The sequence below is a fragment of the Streptomyces sp. NPDC047974 genome (assembly GCF_040653375.1).
Lineage (GTDB): Bacteria > Actinomycetota > Actinomycetes > Streptomycetales > Streptomycetaceae > Streptomyces.
This window is the reverse complement of sequence record NZ_JBEZNU010000012.1, coordinates 161,349-176,636: the sequence shown is the minus strand read 5'-3', so window position 1 is coordinate 176,636 and position 15,288 is coordinate 161,349. Positions and strand designations below refer to the sequence as shown.

General features: G+C 73.6%; 17 protein-coding genes. 3 read left to right on the top strand and 14 right to left on the bottom strand.

The features are described 5' to 3' along the window. The first annotated feature begins 24 nt into the window (after nt 1-24). Genes AB0E19_RS19245 through AB0E19_RS19235 form a run of 3 tightly spaced genes read left to right on the top strand, consistent with a single transcriptional unit; the run spans nt 25 to nt 2,389 of the window. On the top strand, nt 25-531 hold the full coding sequence (locus AB0E19_RS19245; RefSeq protein WP_362181167.1) for a methylated-DNA--[protein]-cysteine S-methyltransferase: 507 nt from the start codon (nt 25-27) through the stop codon (nt 529-531). Further along, a complete protein-coding gene (locus AB0E19_RS19240) occupies nt 528-1,154 on the top strand; it encodes an alpha-ketoglutarate-dependent dioxygenase AlkB (RefSeq protein ID WP_362181164.1) in 627 nt (208 codons plus the stop codon). Before AB0E19_RS19245 ends, AB0E19_RS19240 begins: the two co-directional genes overlap by 4 nt. Further along, nucleotides 1,151-2,389, top strand: a complete 1,239-nt coding sequence (locus AB0E19_RS19235; RefSeq protein WP_362181161.1) for an amino acid permease — start codon at nt 1,151-1,153, stop codon at nt 2,387-2,389. The genes AB0E19_RS19240 and AB0E19_RS19235 overlap by 4 nt, the downstream gene beginning before the upstream one ends. Here AB0E19_RS19235 and AB0E19_RS19230 read toward each other — a convergent pair. The 14 genes from AB0E19_RS19230 to AB0E19_RS19165 form a co-directional block, all read right to left on the bottom strand. Further along, nucleotides 2,355-3,371 carry a hypothetical protein gene (locus AB0E19_RS19230; protein WP_362181158.1) on the bottom strand — a complete coding sequence of 339 codons (1,017 nt, stop codon included), beginning with the start codon at nt 3,369-3,371 and terminating at the stop codon, nt 2,355-2,357. The genes AB0E19_RS19235 and AB0E19_RS19230 overlap by 35 nt on opposite strands. Nucleotides 3,372-3,376: 5 nt before the next feature. Beyond that, entirely contained in the window at nt 3,377-3,805 is a 429-nt protein-coding gene (locus AB0E19_RS19225) for a YccF domain-containing protein (protein WP_362181155.1), read from the bottom strand. After that, nucleotides 3,802-4,665 carry a zinc metalloprotease HtpX gene (htpX, locus tag AB0E19_RS19220; RefSeq protein ID WP_362181152.1) on the bottom strand — a complete coding sequence of 288 codons (864 nt, stop codon included), beginning with the start codon at nt 4,663-4,665 and terminating at the stop codon, nt 3,802-3,804. The genes AB0E19_RS19225 and htpX overlap by 4 nt, the downstream gene beginning before the upstream one ends. A gap of 154 nt (nt 4,666-4,819) precedes the next feature. Then, on the bottom strand, nt 4,820-5,296 hold the full coding sequence (gene mscL / locus AB0E19_RS19215; protein ID WP_362181149.1) for a large conductance mechanosensitive channel protein MscL: 477 nt from the start codon (nt 5,294-5,296) through the stop codon (nt 4,820-4,822). A gap of 37 nt (nt 5,297-5,333) precedes the next feature. Continuing rightward, nucleotides 5,334-6,857: an NADH-quinone oxidoreductase subunit N gene (locus AB0E19_RS19210; RefSeq protein WP_362181145.1), complete on the bottom strand. Its 1,524-nt coding sequence runs from the start codon at nt 6,855-6,857 to the stop codon at nt 5,334-5,336. Continuing rightward, nucleotides 6,857-8,434, bottom strand: coding sequence for an NADH-quinone oxidoreductase subunit M (locus tag AB0E19_RS19205; RefSeq protein ID WP_362181142.1), 1,578 nt, complete (start codon nt 8,432-8,434; stop codon nt 6,857-6,859). Before AB0E19_RS19205 ends, AB0E19_RS19210 begins: the two co-directional genes overlap by 1 nt. Nucleotides 8,435-8,437: 3 nt before the next feature. Then, the gene (locus AB0E19_RS19200; RefSeq protein ID WP_362181139.1) at nt 8,438-10,417 is read right to left on the bottom strand and encodes an NADH-quinone oxidoreductase subunit L; all 1,980 of its coding nucleotides are present in this window, start codon (nt 10,415-10,417) and stop codon (nt 8,438-8,440) included. After that, nucleotides 10,414-10,791, bottom strand: a complete 378-nt coding sequence (gene nuoK / locus AB0E19_RS19195; RefSeq protein ID WP_362181136.1) for an NADH-quinone oxidoreductase subunit NuoK — start codon at nt 10,789-10,791, stop codon at nt 10,414-10,416. Before nuoK ends, AB0E19_RS19200 begins: the two co-directional genes overlap by 4 nt. Continuing rightward, the gene (locus AB0E19_RS19190; RefSeq protein WP_362181133.1) at nt 10,791-11,348 is read right to left on the bottom strand and encodes an NADH-quinone oxidoreductase subunit J; all 558 of its coding nucleotides are present in this window, start codon (nt 11,346-11,348) and stop codon (nt 10,791-10,793) included. Before AB0E19_RS19190 ends, nuoK begins: the two co-directional genes overlap by 1 nt. Further along, entirely contained in the window at nt 11,345-11,932 is a 588-nt protein-coding gene (locus AB0E19_RS19185) for an NADH-quinone oxidoreductase subunit I (RefSeq protein ID WP_362181130.1), read from the bottom strand. Before AB0E19_RS19185 ends, AB0E19_RS19190 begins: the two co-directional genes overlap by 4 nt. Beyond that, the gene (locus AB0E19_RS19180) at nt 11,933-12,895 is read right to left on the bottom strand and encodes a complex I subunit 1 family protein (protein WP_360601122.1); all 963 of its coding nucleotides are present in this window, start codon (nt 12,893-12,895) and stop codon (nt 11,933-11,935) included. Further along, nucleotides 12,888-14,132: an NADH-quinone oxidoreductase subunit C gene (locus tag AB0E19_RS19175; protein WP_362181126.1), complete on the bottom strand. Its 1,245-nt coding sequence runs from the start codon at nt 14,130-14,132 to the stop codon at nt 12,888-12,890. The genes AB0E19_RS19180 and AB0E19_RS19175 overlap by 8 nt, the downstream gene beginning before the upstream one ends. Continuing rightward, on the bottom strand, nt 14,129-14,722 hold the full coding sequence (locus AB0E19_RS19170) for an NADH-quinone oxidoreductase subunit B family protein (RefSeq protein WP_360601118.1): 594 nt from the start codon (nt 14,720-14,722) through the stop codon (nt 14,129-14,131). The genes AB0E19_RS19175 and AB0E19_RS19170 overlap by 4 nt, the downstream gene beginning before the upstream one ends. Next, nucleotides 14,713-15,105, bottom strand: a complete 393-nt coding sequence (locus tag AB0E19_RS19165) for an NADH-quinone oxidoreductase subunit A (protein ID WP_189948350.1) — start codon at nt 15,103-15,105, stop codon at nt 14,713-14,715. Before AB0E19_RS19165 ends, AB0E19_RS19170 begins: the two co-directional genes overlap by 10 nt. Nucleotides 15,106-15,288: the final 183 nt, after the last annotated feature.

Below are 15,288 nucleotides of genomic sequence, written 5' to 3'. Positions count from 1 at the left end.
CGGCGGGGCTCGCACACTGGAGTCATGGACGACATCACCGTGTACGCGTACGCCGGCGGCCCCCTGGGCGAGATGCTGCTGACCGGGCAGGTCTCGGCGGGGGGCCGTCTCGCGCTGCGGTCGCTCTCGCTGCCGGGGCAGAAGGGGGCGGTCGCGGTCGCGGACGGCTGGGTGCGCGACCAGGAGGCCTTCGCGGAGGTCGCGGCGCAGCTGGAGGAGTACTTCGCCGGGCGGCGGGAGCGGTTCGAGGTGCCGCTGGCCGCGGACGCCGGGACGGAGTTCCAGCGGCGGGTCTGGGCGGCCCTGGAGGAGATCCCGTACGGCGCGACCGTCGGCTACGGGGAGCTCGGACGGCGGATCGGGGCCGGCGGGGCCGCGGTGCGGGCGGTGGGCACGGCGATCGGGCGCAATCCGCTGCTCGTGGTGCGGCCCTGCCACCGGGTGATCGGCGCGGACGGGAGTCTGCGGGGGTACGCGGCGGGCCTGGAGCGGAAGCGGGCGCTGCTCGAACTGGAGGGGGCCCTCGGGTGACCGAGGGGCTGTTCCCGCGCGAGCGGGCCGAGGTGGCGCCCGGGGCGGTGCACGTGCCGGGGTGGCTGCCGGTCGAGCGGCAGCGGGAACTGGTCGTCGCCTGCCGCGAGTTCGGGCGCGGACCGCTGGCGTACCGGCACACCGTGCTGCCCGGCGGGGGTGTGATGTCGGTGCGGTCGCTGTGCCTGGGCCGGCAGTGGGTGCCGTACCGGTATCTCGACACGGTGGGGGTCGAACTGCCGGAGTGGCTGGCCGCGTTGGGGCGGGCGGCGGTGGCCGAGGCGTACGGGGACGACGGCGGTTTCGCGCCGGACACCGCGCTGGTGAACTTCTACGGGGACGGCGCCCGGATGGGCATGCACCAGGACAAGGAGGAGCGGTCCGGGGCGCCCGTGGTGTCGCTGAGCCTCGGGGACCGCTGCGTCTTCCGGCTGGGGAACGCCGAGGGGCGCGGGCGGCCGTGGAACGATGTGGAGCTGGCGTCCGGGGACCTGTTCGTCTTCGGCCGGGAATCGCGCTGGGTGTACCACGGCGTGCCGAGGGTGTTTCCTGGGACCGCCGATCCGTCGCTCGGGCTCACCGGGCGGCTCAACCTCACTCTGCGGGAGACAGGTCGCTCGTGAGCGCACCACTGCGCCGGTCCCTCGGCGTCCTCGACGCCGTCGTCATCGGGCTCGGCGCCATGGTCGGCGCGGGGATCTTCGTCGCCCTCGGGCCCGCGGCCGGCGCGGCCGGCACCTCGGCGGGGCTGCTCACCGCGCTGGGGCTCGCCGCGGTCGTCGCGTACTGCAACGCGATGGCCTCGGCCCGTCTCGCCGCCCTGTACCCGGAGTCCGGCGGCACCTATGTGTACGGTCGCGAACGGCTCGGGCCCTTCTGGGGGTATCTGGCCGGCTGGGCCTTCGTGGTGGGCAAGACGGCCTCCTGCGCGGCGATGGCGCTGACCGTCGGCGCCTACCTGTGGCCGGACCACGCGCACGCGGTGGCGGTGGCCGCCGTGGTGGCCCTGACGGCCGTCAACTACGGGGGTGTGCAGAAGTCGGCGCTGCTGGCGCGGGTGATCGTGGCGGGGGTCCTCGCGGTGCTCGCCGCGGTCGTCACGGCCTCCTTCGCGGGCGCCCCCGACGGCCGGTTCGGGCTCGGCGGGGAGGTCACGACGGGCGGGGTGCTCCAGGCCGCCGGTTTGCTCTTCTTCGCGTTCGCGGGGTACGCGCGGATCGCCACGCTCGGCGAGGAGGTGCGCGATCCGGCCCGGACGATCCCCCGGGCGGTGCCGCTCGCCCTGGGCATCGCGCTCGCCGTGTACGCGCTGGTCGCGGTGGGCGTGCTGCTGGTCCTCGGGCCGCTCGCGCTGGCCGACTCGGCCGCTCCGCTCGCCGACGCGGTGCGGGCGGCCGGCTCCTCCTGGCTGGTGCCGGTGGTCACGGCCGGCGCGGCCGTGGCGGCGCTCGGCTCGCTGCTCTCGCTGATCCTCGGGGTGTCCCGGACGACGCTGGCGATGGCCAGGGACGGCTATCTGCCCGGCGGGCTCGCCGCCGTCCATCCGCGGTTCCGGGTGCCGCACCGGGCGGAGCTCGCGGTGGGCGCCGTGGTGGCCGTGGCGGCGGCGACGGCGGACGTGCGGGGCGCGATCGGCTTCTCGTCGTTCGGCGTGCTCGTCTACTACGGGATCGCGAACGCCTCGGCGTGGACGCTGGGCCGCCGGGAACGGGTCCTGGCGGTGCTGGGGCTCGCCGGATGCGCGGCGCTCGCGGGGGCGCTGCCGCTGGGGTCGGTGCTCGCCGGTTCCGGGGTGCTCGCGGCGGGCGTGGTGGTGTACGCGGTCAGTCGAGGACGACCCGGACTCCCTCGGCCCTGAGGCCGTCCACCCATTCCTGGAAGGTGGCCGGGCGGGGGACGGCGAGGAGCGGGGTGACGCCGAGGCAGGCGCGGGCGATGTCGGCGTGGTGCCAGATCAGGGTGCAGCCGGAGAGCTCCTGGCCGAGGGCGCGCGGGGAGCCGAAGGGGTAGGCCAGGCCGGGGCCGTGGACCGCCTCGGTGAGGGCGCAGACGAGGCCGTCCTCGTCGGTGATCCCCCGGCCGTCGAGGGTGTACGTGGTGCCGGGGACGGGGTCCGGCAGCTCGTACGAGCGCTGGGCGGCCTGTCGCCGCCAGGTGGCGCGGGAGGCGCCGGTGAAGCGGCGCCAGGTGCCGGTCTCGGCGGGGGGCCGGTGGCCGTGGAAGAGGTCCCAGACCTCGCGGGTGGGCGGCGGGACGAGGCCGGTGCGGGGGAAGGCCACGGTGAGGTCGAGCAGGCCGTGGTGGTCGCGGGCGGTGTCCCAGCCGGTGACGTGGCCCGCCTCGCCCTCGTGCTGGAGGTTCCCGCCGCGGCGGAGGACCTGGTAGCGGACCTCGCCGAAGCCCGTGGCTCCGGTGGCGAGGGCGTCGCGGAGCGCGCCGCGCGGGGAGCAGCCGAGGAAGGTGACCTCGGTGCGGGAGGGGTCGGGGCCGGGGAGCGGGATCAGGTGGGCGCAGGGGATCGCTCCGGTGGCGCCGCCGTGGAGGCGGCGCGGCGGGCCGGCCGCCTCGATGGTGACGAGGTCGCCGCGGGCGCCGAGGACGCGGACGGCGGTGAACCGCCAGGGGCCGTCGGGGGTCTCGACGTCGAGGGTGCCGAGCGGGGCGGTGCCTTCGACGATGGCCTGGGTGACGGCCCGGGCGAGCTCGCCGCGGGGTTCGCAGCCGCGGAGTTCGTGGCGGAGGCGGGGGTGCGGGGCGGGGTCGCCGTAGAGGCCGTCGACGTCGTGGCAGAGGGCCAGGACGTGGCGGCCGGAGAGCAGGGCGTAGCGGGGTTGGTGCACGGGACTCAGAAGCCCGGGCGGCCGTACTGCTGCTGCCCGTACGCGTGGCCGCCGTACGCCTGGTCGGTGGGGACGATGTCCTTGCCGAGGGGCAGCAGGGAGACGGGGATGAGCTTGAAGTTCGCGATGCCGAGCGGGATGCCGATGATCGTGATGCAGAGCGCGACGCCGGTGACGATGTGGCCGATGGCGAGCCACCAGCCGGCGAGGATCAGCCACAGGACGTTGCCGATGCAGGAGGCGGCGCCGGCGCCGGGCTTGTCGACGACCGTGCGGCCGAAGGGCCAGAGGGCGTAGAGGCCGATGCGGAAGGCGGCGAGGCCGAAGGGGATGCCGATGATGGTGATGCAGAGGAGAACGCCGGCGAGGAGGTAGCCGAGGAACAGCCAGAAGCCGGAGAGGACGAGCCATATGACGTTGAGGACGGTCTTCACGGTCGGTGTCCTGCCATCTCTTCGAGCCGGGCGATCCGCTCGGCCATGGGCGGGTGGGTCGAGAACATCTTGGAGAGTCCCTTACCCGGACGGAAGGGGTTCGCGATCATCATGTGGCTCGCGGTCTCGATGCGGGGCTCGGCCGGCAGCGGGAGCTGCTTGGTGCCGGCTTCGAGCTTCCTGAGGGCGTCGGCGAGGGCGAGCGGGTCGCCGGTGAGCTGGGCGCCGGAGGCGTCGGCCTCGTACTCGCGGGAGCGGGAGACGGCGAGCTGGATGATGGAGGCGGCGATCGGGCCGAGGACGAGGATCAGCAGGTAGCCGAGGAGGCCGGGTCCTTCGTCGTCGCTGGAGCGGCCGACGGGGATCAGCCAGGCGAAGTTGACGAGGAACATCACGACGGAGGCGAGCGCTCCGGCGACCGAGGAGATGAGGATGTCCCGGTTGTAGACGTGGCTCAGCTCGTGGCCGATGACGCCGCGGAGTTCGCGCTCGTCGAGGAGGGAGAGGATGCCCTCGGTGCAGCACACGGCGGCGTTGCGCGGGTTGCGGCCGGTGGCGAAGGCGTTGGGCGCCTGGGTCGGCGAGATGTACAGGCGCGGCATCGGCTGGCGGGCCTGGGTGGAGAGCTCCCGGACCATCCGGTAGAGGGCGGGGGCCTCGAATTCGCTGACGGGGCGGGCGCGCATGGCCCGCAGCGCCAGTTTGTCGCTGTTCCAGTACGCGTACGCGTTGGTGCCGATCGCGACGACGAGTCCGACGATCAGGCCCGTACGGCCGAAGAAGCTGCCGATGACGATGATGAGGGCGGAGAGCCCTCCGAGGAGTACGGCGGTCCTCAGCCCGTTGTGCCGGCGGTGCACGGTACGCCCTCCAAGTGGTGCGGCAGGGGAACCCTTTGCTTCATGGTCCACGCGTCCAGTGGACCCTCACGTACTGGTCAACGCCAGGCGGGAGGCTGCGGTTCCCCCGGCCGCACCGGGGAGGGGTTACGCCGTCCGGGTGATCCCGGCCGGGTCAGCGCGCGGCGGGGATCTTGTCGGTGCCCGTGGCGAGGCCCGCCTTGACGAGGGCGTCGGCGACCGGCTCGACCTCGCTGGTGCAGTGGGCGCAGCGGGAGGCGATGGCCGGGATCTCCGCGTAGCAGCGGGGGCAGTCGCGCTTCTCGGACTTGGGGTCGGCGGCCTCTTCCTTCGCGAACTTCTCCTGGACCTTCGCCATGGGGACGACGAAGAGGAAGTAGAGGACGAGGGCGGTGATGGCGAAGGCGATGGTGGCGGCGATGGCGAGGCCGTACGGGAAGACGGTCTTGCCGACGCTGAACTTCGCCTCGCTGAAGTCGCCGACGGAGCCGGTGGCGAGGCCGATGAGCGGGGTGATGAACGCCTTGCTGAAGCCGGTGACGACGGCCGTGAACGCCGAGCCGACGGCGAGGCCGATGGCCATCGAGACGACGTTCCCGCGAAGTATGAAGTCCTTGAATCCGTTCAGCACGGGGTGTTGCTCCTAGAGGCGATGCGTGGGGGGAGGGTCAGAACAGGCCGGTCGTCGCGAAGCGGAGGACGAACTGCGGGTAGCCCGACAGGACGGCTCCGACGACGGCGGTCAGCACGATCGCCAGGGTGACGGGCGCGGGGGCCCGCCGCCGCTCGGTGGCGATCGCGTCCTGGGGCGTGCGGAACAGCAGGGCCGTCCACCGCAGGTAGTACGCGAGGCCGATGACGACGTTGACGCCCATGACCACGGCCAGCCAGCCGAGGCCCGCGTCGACGGCCGACGAGAAGACGGTCACCTTGGCGAAGAGGCCGATGATACCCGGGGGCAGACCGGCAAGATTCAGGAGGAAGAAGGCGAGCGCGAGGGCGGCGGCGGGGCTGGTGGCGTACAGCCCGGCGTGGTCGGTGATCCGCTTGCCGGGGTGGGTGCGGGCGACGAGGGCGACGACCGCGAAGGCGCCGAGGTTCACGACGGCGTACATGAGGGCGTACGCGACGGTGGCGCCGACCTGCTCGTCGCTGGAGTACGCGGCGGCCCCTATCGGCACCAGGAGGTAGCCGGCCTGGGCGACGGAGGACCAGGCGAGCAGCCGGACGGCGCTCCGCTCGCGGGTGGGGTCCTGGCGGAGGGCGGCGACGTTGCCCGCCGTCATGGTGAGGGCGGCGAGGACCGCTATGGCCGGGCCCCAGACGTCGGCGTACGAGGGGAAGGCGACGACCGTCACCAGGATGAGCCCGGTGAAGCCGACGGCCTTGCCGACGACCGACAGGTACGCGGCGACGGGCAGCGGGGCGCCGCTGTAGGTGTCGGGGACCCAGAAGTGGAAGGGTACGGCGGCGACCTTGAAGGCGAAGCCGACGAGGGTGAGGGCGACGCCGGTCTGGGTGAGGGTCTGGAACGGCCCGGGGACCTCGTCGAGGCGGGCGGCGATCTCGGTGAGGTGGAGGGTGCCGGTGGCGGCGTAGACGAAGCTCGCGCCGAGGAGGGTGACGGCGGTGGCGGTCACCGAGGAGAGGAAGAACTTGAGGGCGGCCTCGCCGGAGCGGCGGTCGCCGCGCTTGAGACCGACGAGCGCGAAGGCCGGCAGCGAGGCCACCTCCAGGGCGACCACGAGGGTGGCGAGGTCGCGGGCGGCGGGCAGCAGGGCGGCGCCGGCGGCGGAGGACAGCAGCAGGAACCAGTACTCGCCGGCCGGGAGCTTCTCCCGGGTGGCGGGCAGCGAGAGCAGGCCGGTGAGCAGGGCGCCGCCGAGCACCAGGAGCTGGATGACCAGGGTGAAGTGGTCGGCGGTGTAGCTGCAGCCGGCGGTCTGGACGCGGCCGGCGGTCTGGGCGACGGGGGTGAGGCAGAAGGTGGCGCGGTCGCCGGCGCGCAGCGGCAGCAGCAGGACGAGGGCGGCGGCGAGGCCGGCGAGGGAGATCCACCCGAGGAGCTGCTTGCGCGCGGCGGGGAGGAAGAGGTCGGCGACGAGGACGCCGAGCGCCACCAGGGCGGTGAGGGTGGGGGGCGCGATGGTCGCCCAGTCGACGGACTGGACGAGCGAGGCGTCGGCGGTCATCACTGGGTGCCTCCGGCGAGGAGCTGCTGGACGGCCGGGTCGGTGAGGCCGAGGAGGACGGCGGGCCAGAGTCCGGCGAGGACGGTGAGGGCGACGAGCGGGGTCCAGGCGGCCAGCTCGTACGCCTGGACGTCGGCGAGCTCGGGCTCGCCGGCCGGGCGCGGGCCGCCCATGCAGACGCGGCGGACCACGATCAGCAGGTACGCGGCGGAGAGCAGGGTGCCGAGGCCGCCGAGGACCATGAAGACGAGGTACGCGGGGCGACTGAGCCCCTCGGCCGGGTCGAAGGCGGCGAAGAGGGCGAGCATCTCGCCCCAGAAGCCGGCCAGGCCCGGGAGGCCGAGGGAGGCGACGGCGGCGAAGGCGAGGAGCGCGCCGAGGCGGGGGGCGCGGCCGTAGAGGGCGGCGCCGGTGGCCCCGGCGAGGGTGTCGAGGTCGGCGGTGCCGTACCGGTCCTTCACGGCGCCGACGAGGAAGAACAGCAGGCCGGTGATGAGGCCGTGGGCGATGTTGGCGAAGAGCGCGCCGTTGACTCCGGTGGGGGTCAGGGTGGCGATGCCGAGGAGCACGAAGCCCATGTGGCCGACGGAGGAGTACGCGATCAGCCGCTTGAGGTCGCCCTTGGCGCCGGGCCGCGCCAGGGCGAGGCAGGCGAGGGAGCCGTAGACGATGCCGACGGCGGCGAAGGCGGCCAGGTAGGGCGCGAGGGTGCGCATGCCGTCGGGGGCGATGGGCAGGGCGATGCGGACGAAGCCGTACGTGCCCATCTTGAGGAGCACGCCGGCGAGGAGGACCGAGCCGACCGTGGGGGCGGCGGTGTGGGCGTCCGGCAGCCAGGAGTGCAGCGGCCACATCGGGGTCTTCACGGCGAGCCCGAGACCGATCGCCAGGACGGCGGTGACCTGCACCGACGTGGTAAGTCCGCGGCCGTTGTCGGTGGCGAGCGCGACCATGTCGAAGGTGCCGCCCTTTATCCCGACGAGGAGCAGGCCGAGCAGCATGATCACGGAGCCGAGCAGCGTGTAGAGGATGAACTTCCCGGCGGCGGGCCGCCGGCCCTCGCCGCCCCAGCGGGCGATGAGGAAGTACATCGGGACGAGGACCATCTCGAAGGCGAGGAAGAAGAGGACCAGGTCGAGGACGGCGAAGGTGGCGAGGGTGCCGGCCTCCAGGACGAGCAGCAGCGCGACGAAGGCCTTCGGGGACGGGCCCGTGGGCGGCTTGAAGTAGGAGTACAGCGCGCAGAGGAAGGTCAGCAGCGCGGTCAGCACCAGGAGGGGGAGCGAGATGCCGTCGACGCCGAGGTGGATCCGCACGTCGAGCGCCCTGATCCAGCTGATGTCCGTGGTCGCCTGCATCCTCGACGGCCGGTCGTGGTCGAAGCCGAGGGTGAGGGCGAGCACGGCGAGGAGGATCGCGCCGGTGACGGTGACGCCGTGGCGGAGCACGGCCTGGTCGGGCGACTTCCCCTTCAGTCCGGGCGGGGCGGGCAGGAGCGCGGCGGCGGCGCCGAGGAGCGGCGCGGCGACGGTGAACGCGAGGAGGAACTGCATCACGGACGGGCTGATATCGATCACGGCTCACGCTCCGGCGAAGGCGTTGGCGAGGGCGACGGCGGCGATCGCCAGGACGACGGAGCCGGCGAGCAGGGCGCTGAGGTAGGTCTGCACGTTGCCGGTCTGGGCGCGGCGGACGAGCCAGCCGAGGCCCTTGGCGGTGTTCGCGGCGCCGCTCACGTAGGTGTCGACGACCTCGCGGTCCAGGAAGCGGACCAGGGACGCGGCGCCGAGCACCGGACGGACGAACACCTTCCGGTAGAGGGCGTCCAGGTGGAAGCCGTCGGCGGCCGGGCGGTACAGCGGGCCGAGGAGGGCGCGGCCGGGGTCGGCCGGGTCCTCGGCGGGGTGCGGCAGGTGCAGCGCCTCGGCCTCGACGAGACCGGCGTCGGCGTCCGGGTGGGCGACGTGCGGGGTCTTCACGGCGGGTACGGCCCTGGCGGCGAGGGTGCGCCAGACGGCGTACGTCACGGCGCCGCCGGCGACGGCGAGGCCGGTGCCGAGGACGGCGGTGGTGAGCGTCGGGGTGAGGGCCTCGCCGTCGAACCAGTCGTCCAGGTAGGCGGCGCTGAGGCCGAAGCCGAGGGACGGGATCGCGAGGACCCACAGGACGGAGGTCATCGCGATCGGCTGGCGTCCGTGATCCGGCGCCTGGGCGCCCCTTCCCCGGAAGGTGCGCAGCCAGAGGCGGAGTGCGTACGCGGCGGTGAGGAGGGCCGTCAGCAGGCCCGCGACGAGGACGGTCCAGCCGGCCCCGGCGGGGATGCCGGCCCGGTCGCCGAGCGCGGTGTGCTCGGCGGCGACCAGGACGGCCTCCTTGGAGAAGAAGCCGGCGAAGGGCGGGATCGCGGCGAGCGCGAGGAGGGCGACGGTCATCGTCCAGTACGCGTCGGGGATCCGCTTCGCCAGGCCGCCCATCCGGGACATCGCGGTGAGCGAGTTGGTGCCGGCGGCGTGGATGACCGCGCCGGCGGCCAGGAAGAGCAGCGCCTTGAAGGCGGCGTGCGACAGGAGGTGGAAGACGGCGGCCCCGCGGTCGCCGACGGCGAGCGCGCCGGCCATGTAGCCGAGCTGGCCGATCGTCGAGTAGGCGAGGACCCGCTTGATGTCGTCCTGGGCGAGCGCGGCGAGCGCCGAGCCGACCATGGTGATCGCGGCCATCACGGCGAGCACGGTCATCGCGGCGGCGGAGGCGGCGAAGACCGGCAGGAGCCGGGCGACGAAGTAGATGCCGGCGGCGACCATGGTGGCCGCGTGGATGAGCGCGGAGACCGGCGTCGGGCCGGCCATGGCGTCGGGGAGCCAGGTGTGCAGCGGGAACTGCGCGGACTTCCCGGCCACGCCGGCGAGCAGGAGGAGGGCCACCAGGGTGGGGTGGTCGAGTCCGCCGCTCGCGACGGTGGAGAGGATGCCGTCGATGCGGAAGGTGCCGGCGTCGGCGGCGAGCGCGAAGAGCCCGAAGAGGAAGGGGACGTCACCGAGCTTGGTGACGAGGAAGGCCTTCAGGGAGGCGGAGCGCGCCTCGGGGGTCTCCCAGTAGTGCCCGACGAGGAAGTACGAGCAGATGCCCATGATCTCCCAGCCGACCAGGAGGACCATCAGGTCGCCCGAGTAGACGACGAGGAGCATCGCGGCGGTGAAGAGGGAGACGAGGGCCGCGTACGAGGGGTAGCGCGGGTCCTCGCGGAGGTAGCCGGTCGAGTAGATCTGCACGCAGCTCGCGACCACGCCGACGAGGACGGCGACGAGGGCGGCGAAGCCGTCGATGTGGAGGCCCAGGGTGATCGGCACGGAGCCGGTGGGCGTGAGCTGGGTGCTCGCCTCGATCACCGTGTTCCCGCCCTGCCGGACGGCGACGAGGACGGCGAGGACGGCGGCGGCGAGGGTCGGGAGGACGGCGAGCGGCCGGACGAAGCCGGGCGCGGTGCGGCCCAGGGCGAGGCCGGCGGCGGAGCCGAGGAAGGGCAGGGCGGGGACGAGGGCGGCGAGGGTCGTGGTGGTCACGCGGCGGCCTCGGCCTTCTCGTCGGAGCGCTCCGGGGTCCCGGGGGTCTCCCCCGTCTCCGCCGGGTCCGTCTCCGCCGTGTCGCGGAGGCGGTCGACGTCGGCCGTGCCGCGGTTGCGGTAGACCATCAGGACGATCGCGAGGCCGATGCCGATCTCGGCGGCGGCGATGGCGATGGTGAAGAGGGTGAGGGCCTGGCCGGCGTGGAGGGCGTCGCGGAGCCAGACGTCGAAGGCGACCAGGTTGAGGTTGACGGCGTTGAGCATCAGCTCGACCGACATCAGGACCAGGATCGCGTTGCGGCGGGCGAGGACGCCGTACAGGCCGACGCAGAAGAGCAGCGCGGCGAGGACGGCGGGGTAGGCGAGGTGCATCAGTCCCGCTCCCCTTCCGGCTTCTTGCGGGACAGGACGATGGCGCCGACCAGGGCGGCGAGCAGCAGCACCGAGAGCGCCTCGAAGGGCAGCACCCAGTGCCGGAAGAGGATCTCGCCGGTCACTCCGGTGGAGCCGAGCGCGGGCCCCTCCAGGTCGATCCAGCTCTTGTGGAAGGCGTCCCAGACCACCCAGACGAGCGCCGCGGCGGCGGCCGCGGCGACGGCGAGGGCGACCGGCCGGTTGGCCGAGTCGGCGTCCGGGGAGCGGCCGATCGGCGCCTTGGTGAGCATCAGTCCGAAGAGGAGCAGGACGACGACCGAGCCGACGTAGATCAGGACCTGGACCCAGGCGATGAACTCGGCGGTCAGCAGGAGGTACTCGACGGCGAGGCCGCCGAGCGCGACCACGAGCCAGAGCGCGGCGTGCACGAGCTGCTTCGTGGTGACGGAGACGACGGCGGCGCCGAGGGTGACGAGGCCGACCAGGAGGAAGGCGATCTCGACGCCGGTGGGCGAGAGGAAGCCGGGGTGGGCCGGCGGGGCGGCGAGGATCACTGCGGGCCCTCCTGCTGCGGGGTCTCTGCTGCGGCCTGCTCGGCCGCCTGGGCCGCCGCCGCGGCGGTGGCGGCCTTCTCGGCGGCCTTGCGGGCGGCGGCGATCTCCTTGGGCTCCTCGGCCCCCGGGTCGAGCGCGGGCGGCTCGGGGACCGTCCACATCCAGTCGCGGAGCTTGTCGCGCTCGTGGGTGAGCTCCAGGATGTCGGTCTCGGCGTACTCGAACTCCGGCGACCAGAAGAGGGCGTCGAAGGGGCACACCTCGATGCAGATCCCGCAGTACATGCAGAGGGAGAAGTCGATGGCGAAGCGGTCGAGGACGTTCCGGCTGCGCTCGCGGCCGCCGGGGGCGGCGGCCGGGACCGTCTCCTTGTGGGAGTCGATGTAGATGCACCAGTCGGGGCACTCGCGGGCGCACAGCATGCAGACCGTGCAGTTCTCCTCGAACAGCGCGATCACCCCGCGCGAGCGGGGCGGCAGCTCGGGCTGCGCGTCCGGGTACTGCGCGGTGACCGTCTTCCGGGTCATCGTGCGGAGGGTGACGGCGAGGCCCTTGGCGAGGCCGGAGCCGGGGATCGGAGCCATTTACTGGATCGCCACCTTCACGATGCCGGTGAGCGCGATCTGCGCGAGGGCGAGGGGGACGAGCGTCGTCCAGGCGAGCTTCTGGAGCTGGTCCTCGCGCAGGCGCGGGTAGGAGACCCGCAGCCAGATCACGACGAAGGCCAGGACGGCGGTCTTGAGCAGGGTCCACAGCCAGCCGAGGCCGTCGTCGCCCCAGGGGCCGTGCCAGCCGCCGAGGAAGAGGACGGTGGTGAGGCCGCAGAGGACGACGATGCCGGCGTACTCGGCCAGCAGGAAGAGCGCGAAGCGGAGGCCGGTGTACTCGGTGTACGCGCCGAAGATGATCTCCGAGTCGGCGACCGGCATGTCGAACGGCGGGCGCTGGAGCTCGGCGAGGCCCGCGACGAAGAAGACGAGCGCGCCGACGATCTGCCACGGCACCCACCACCACTCGAAGGCGTCGAGGACGCCGGTGAGGGAGACGGTGCCGGCGGCCATCGCGACCGACGCGGCGGCGAGCAGCATCGGCAGCTCGTACGCGAGCAGCTGCGCGGCCGTGCGCAAGCCGCCGAGCAGGGAGAACTTGTTCGCGGACGCCCAGCCGGCCATCAGGCTGCCGAGCACGCCGACGCCCATGACGGCGAGCGCGAAGAAGATCCCCGCGTCGACGACCGCGCCGACGGAGCCCGGTGCGACCGGGATCGCGACGAGGACGAGCAGGTACGGGAGGAGGGCGACGGCCGGCGCGAGCTGGAAGACCCGCCGGTCGGCGTCCTTCGGGACGACGTCCTCCTTCTGCGCGAACTTCACGCCGTCGGCGACGAGCTGGGCCCAGCCGTGGAAGCCACCGGCGTACATGGGGCCGAGCCGGCCCTGCATGTGCGCCATCACCTTGTGCTCGGTCTGCCCGACGACGAGCGGCAGCACGAGGAACGCGACGAAGACGAGCAGCAGCCGCACGGCGACATCGAGTGCGTCAGTCACGCGGATCGCCTCCGGCGGGGTCGGGGTCGGGGTGGGTGGCGGGATCGGGATCGGGGTCGCGGTCGGGGGCCCGGTCGGGCTCGGGCTCGGCGCCGGACGTGGTGTCGGGCTTCGCGTCCGGTCCGGGCTTCGCGTCCGGTACGGGCTCGGTGCCGGGCTTCGCGTCCGGTGCCGGCTCGGAAGCCGGGGGTTCGGCCTGCGGCGCGGGCGGTGGCGACGGCTCGTCGAACGCCGGGACGGCGTGGTGCCAGGGGGCGTCGGAGCTGCGGGTGCGCGCGGGCGGCGAGGCGGAGGGCGGGGCCTCCCCGGCCTCCGCCGGCTCCGCCGCCTGCCGGCTCGCCGAGCCCTGGCTCGCGCTGCGCGTACGGCGCGGGGCCGCCGGGGTCTCAGGGGCCACCGGGGTCTCCGGGGCCGCCGGGGTCTCGGGGGCCGGTGTGGCCTGCTGGCTCGCCGAGCCCTCCGACGCGGAGCGGGTGCGGCGGGCCGGTGCGGATCCCGGCTCCGGGGCCGCCGGGGCGGCCTGGCTCGCCGAGCCCTCCGACACGGAGCGGGTGCGGCGGGCCGGGGTTTCCTGGGTGGCCGAGCCTTCCGTGGTGGTGCGGGTGCGGCGGGGGCGGTCGGCGGCGGCGCCTCGGGCGGGGCGTTCGGGGGCCGGGGGGAGCTGGCCCTTGAGCGGGCCCCACTCGTTGGGGTCGGGGACGCCGGGCGGCAGCATCTGGCGGCGCTTGGGGCCGCCGTCGTGCGACTCGCCCGGCTCCTTCGCGCCGGGCCACGCCTTGGCGACGCGGGCGGCGAGGACGAAGTCCTTGCGGAGGGGGTGGCCCTCGAAGTTCTCGGGCAGGAGGAGCGGCGTGAGGTTCGGGTGGCCCTCGAAGACGACGCCGAACATCTCGTGCGTCTCGCGCTCGTGCCAGGCCGCGCCCGCGTACACGCCGATGGCGGTGGGGAGGGTGGCCGCCTCGTGGGGGACGGTCGTGCGGAGGAGGAGGCGGCGGGGGGCGCCGCCGAGGGCGACGACGTGGGCGCAGATCCGGAAGCCCGTGCCCGGTTCGTCCACCGCGCTCAGCCAGTCGAAGTACGTGCAGCCGAGGGTGTCACGGGCCGTGCGGAGGGCCTCGGTCCAGGCCGCCGGGGGGACGTCGACCGTCAGGAGGTCGTAGGCGTGCTCGGCCGTCGCCTCCGGGCCGAAGACGTCCGTGACCGCGTCCGGCAGGGTCGCGTACGGGTCGGCGCTCATGCCTCGGCTCCCGGGGGCGTGACGAGGGGGCTGGTCAGCTGCGCGACCGTGGGCGCGGCGGCGTACCGCTCGCCGAGGTTCTCGCGGGCGATCTTCTCCTGGAGCTTGAGGATGCCCTGCAGCAGCGCCTCGGGGCGGGGCGGGCAGCCGGGGACGTACACGTCGACCGGGATGATCTGGTCGACGCCCTTCGTCACGGAGTACGAGTCCCAGTACGGGCCGCCGCAGTTCGAGCAGGCGCCGAAGGAGATCACGTACTTCGGCTCGGGCATCTGCTCGTAGAGCCGCTTCACGGCCGGGGCCATCTTGTCCGTCACCGTGCCGGAGACGATCATCAGGTCGGCCTGGCGGGGGCCGGGCGCGAAGGGGATCACGCCGAGCCGGATGAAGTCGTGCCGCGCCATGGACGCGGCGATGAACTCGATCGCGCAGCAGGCGAGGCCGAAGTTGAAGACCCAGAGGCTGTAGCGGCGGCCCCAGTTCAGGACCACCTTCATGGGCTCGGGGGCCAGCCGGGAGAGCGTGCCGAGCTTCGGTGCCGGCAGGGGCACGGCGCCGCCTGCGGAGGTGCCGTCGGGTGTTACGTCCATGCCAGGACGCCCTTCTTGTAGGCGTAGAGCAGCCCGACGGCCAGGAAGCCGAGGAAGACGAACATCTCGACGAGGGTGGTGGCGCCGTAGCCGGGCGCGGCGAAGACCGTCGCCCACGGGAAGAGGAAGATCGAGTCGACGGCGAAGATGACGTAGAGGAAGGCGTAGACGTAGTAGCGGACCTGGGTGTGGGCCCAGCCCTCCCCCACCGGGTCGACGCCGCACTCGTAGGTGAGGAGTTTCTCCGGGGTCGGCACGACGGGCCGGAGCAGCCGGCCGGCGCCGAAGGCGACCGCGACGAAGAGCACGCCGACGACGGCGAGCAGGCCGACGACCGAGTACGTATCGAAATATCCCGCCGCGACTACGGTCGGTTCCCGCACGTCCGCCGCCCCTCTCGGTCCCTCGCCGGTTTCCTGGCCAAATTCACCGACGCGAGTCTAGGCCCTGCTAAAAGGAGCGTAAGCAGGTGCGGGTGGGGTTATCCCCCCCGGCCGACACCCACCTCCCCCATGGCCCGGAGCGGGCGGGTGACGGCAGGCTGGGGGCATGACCGCTGATCACCT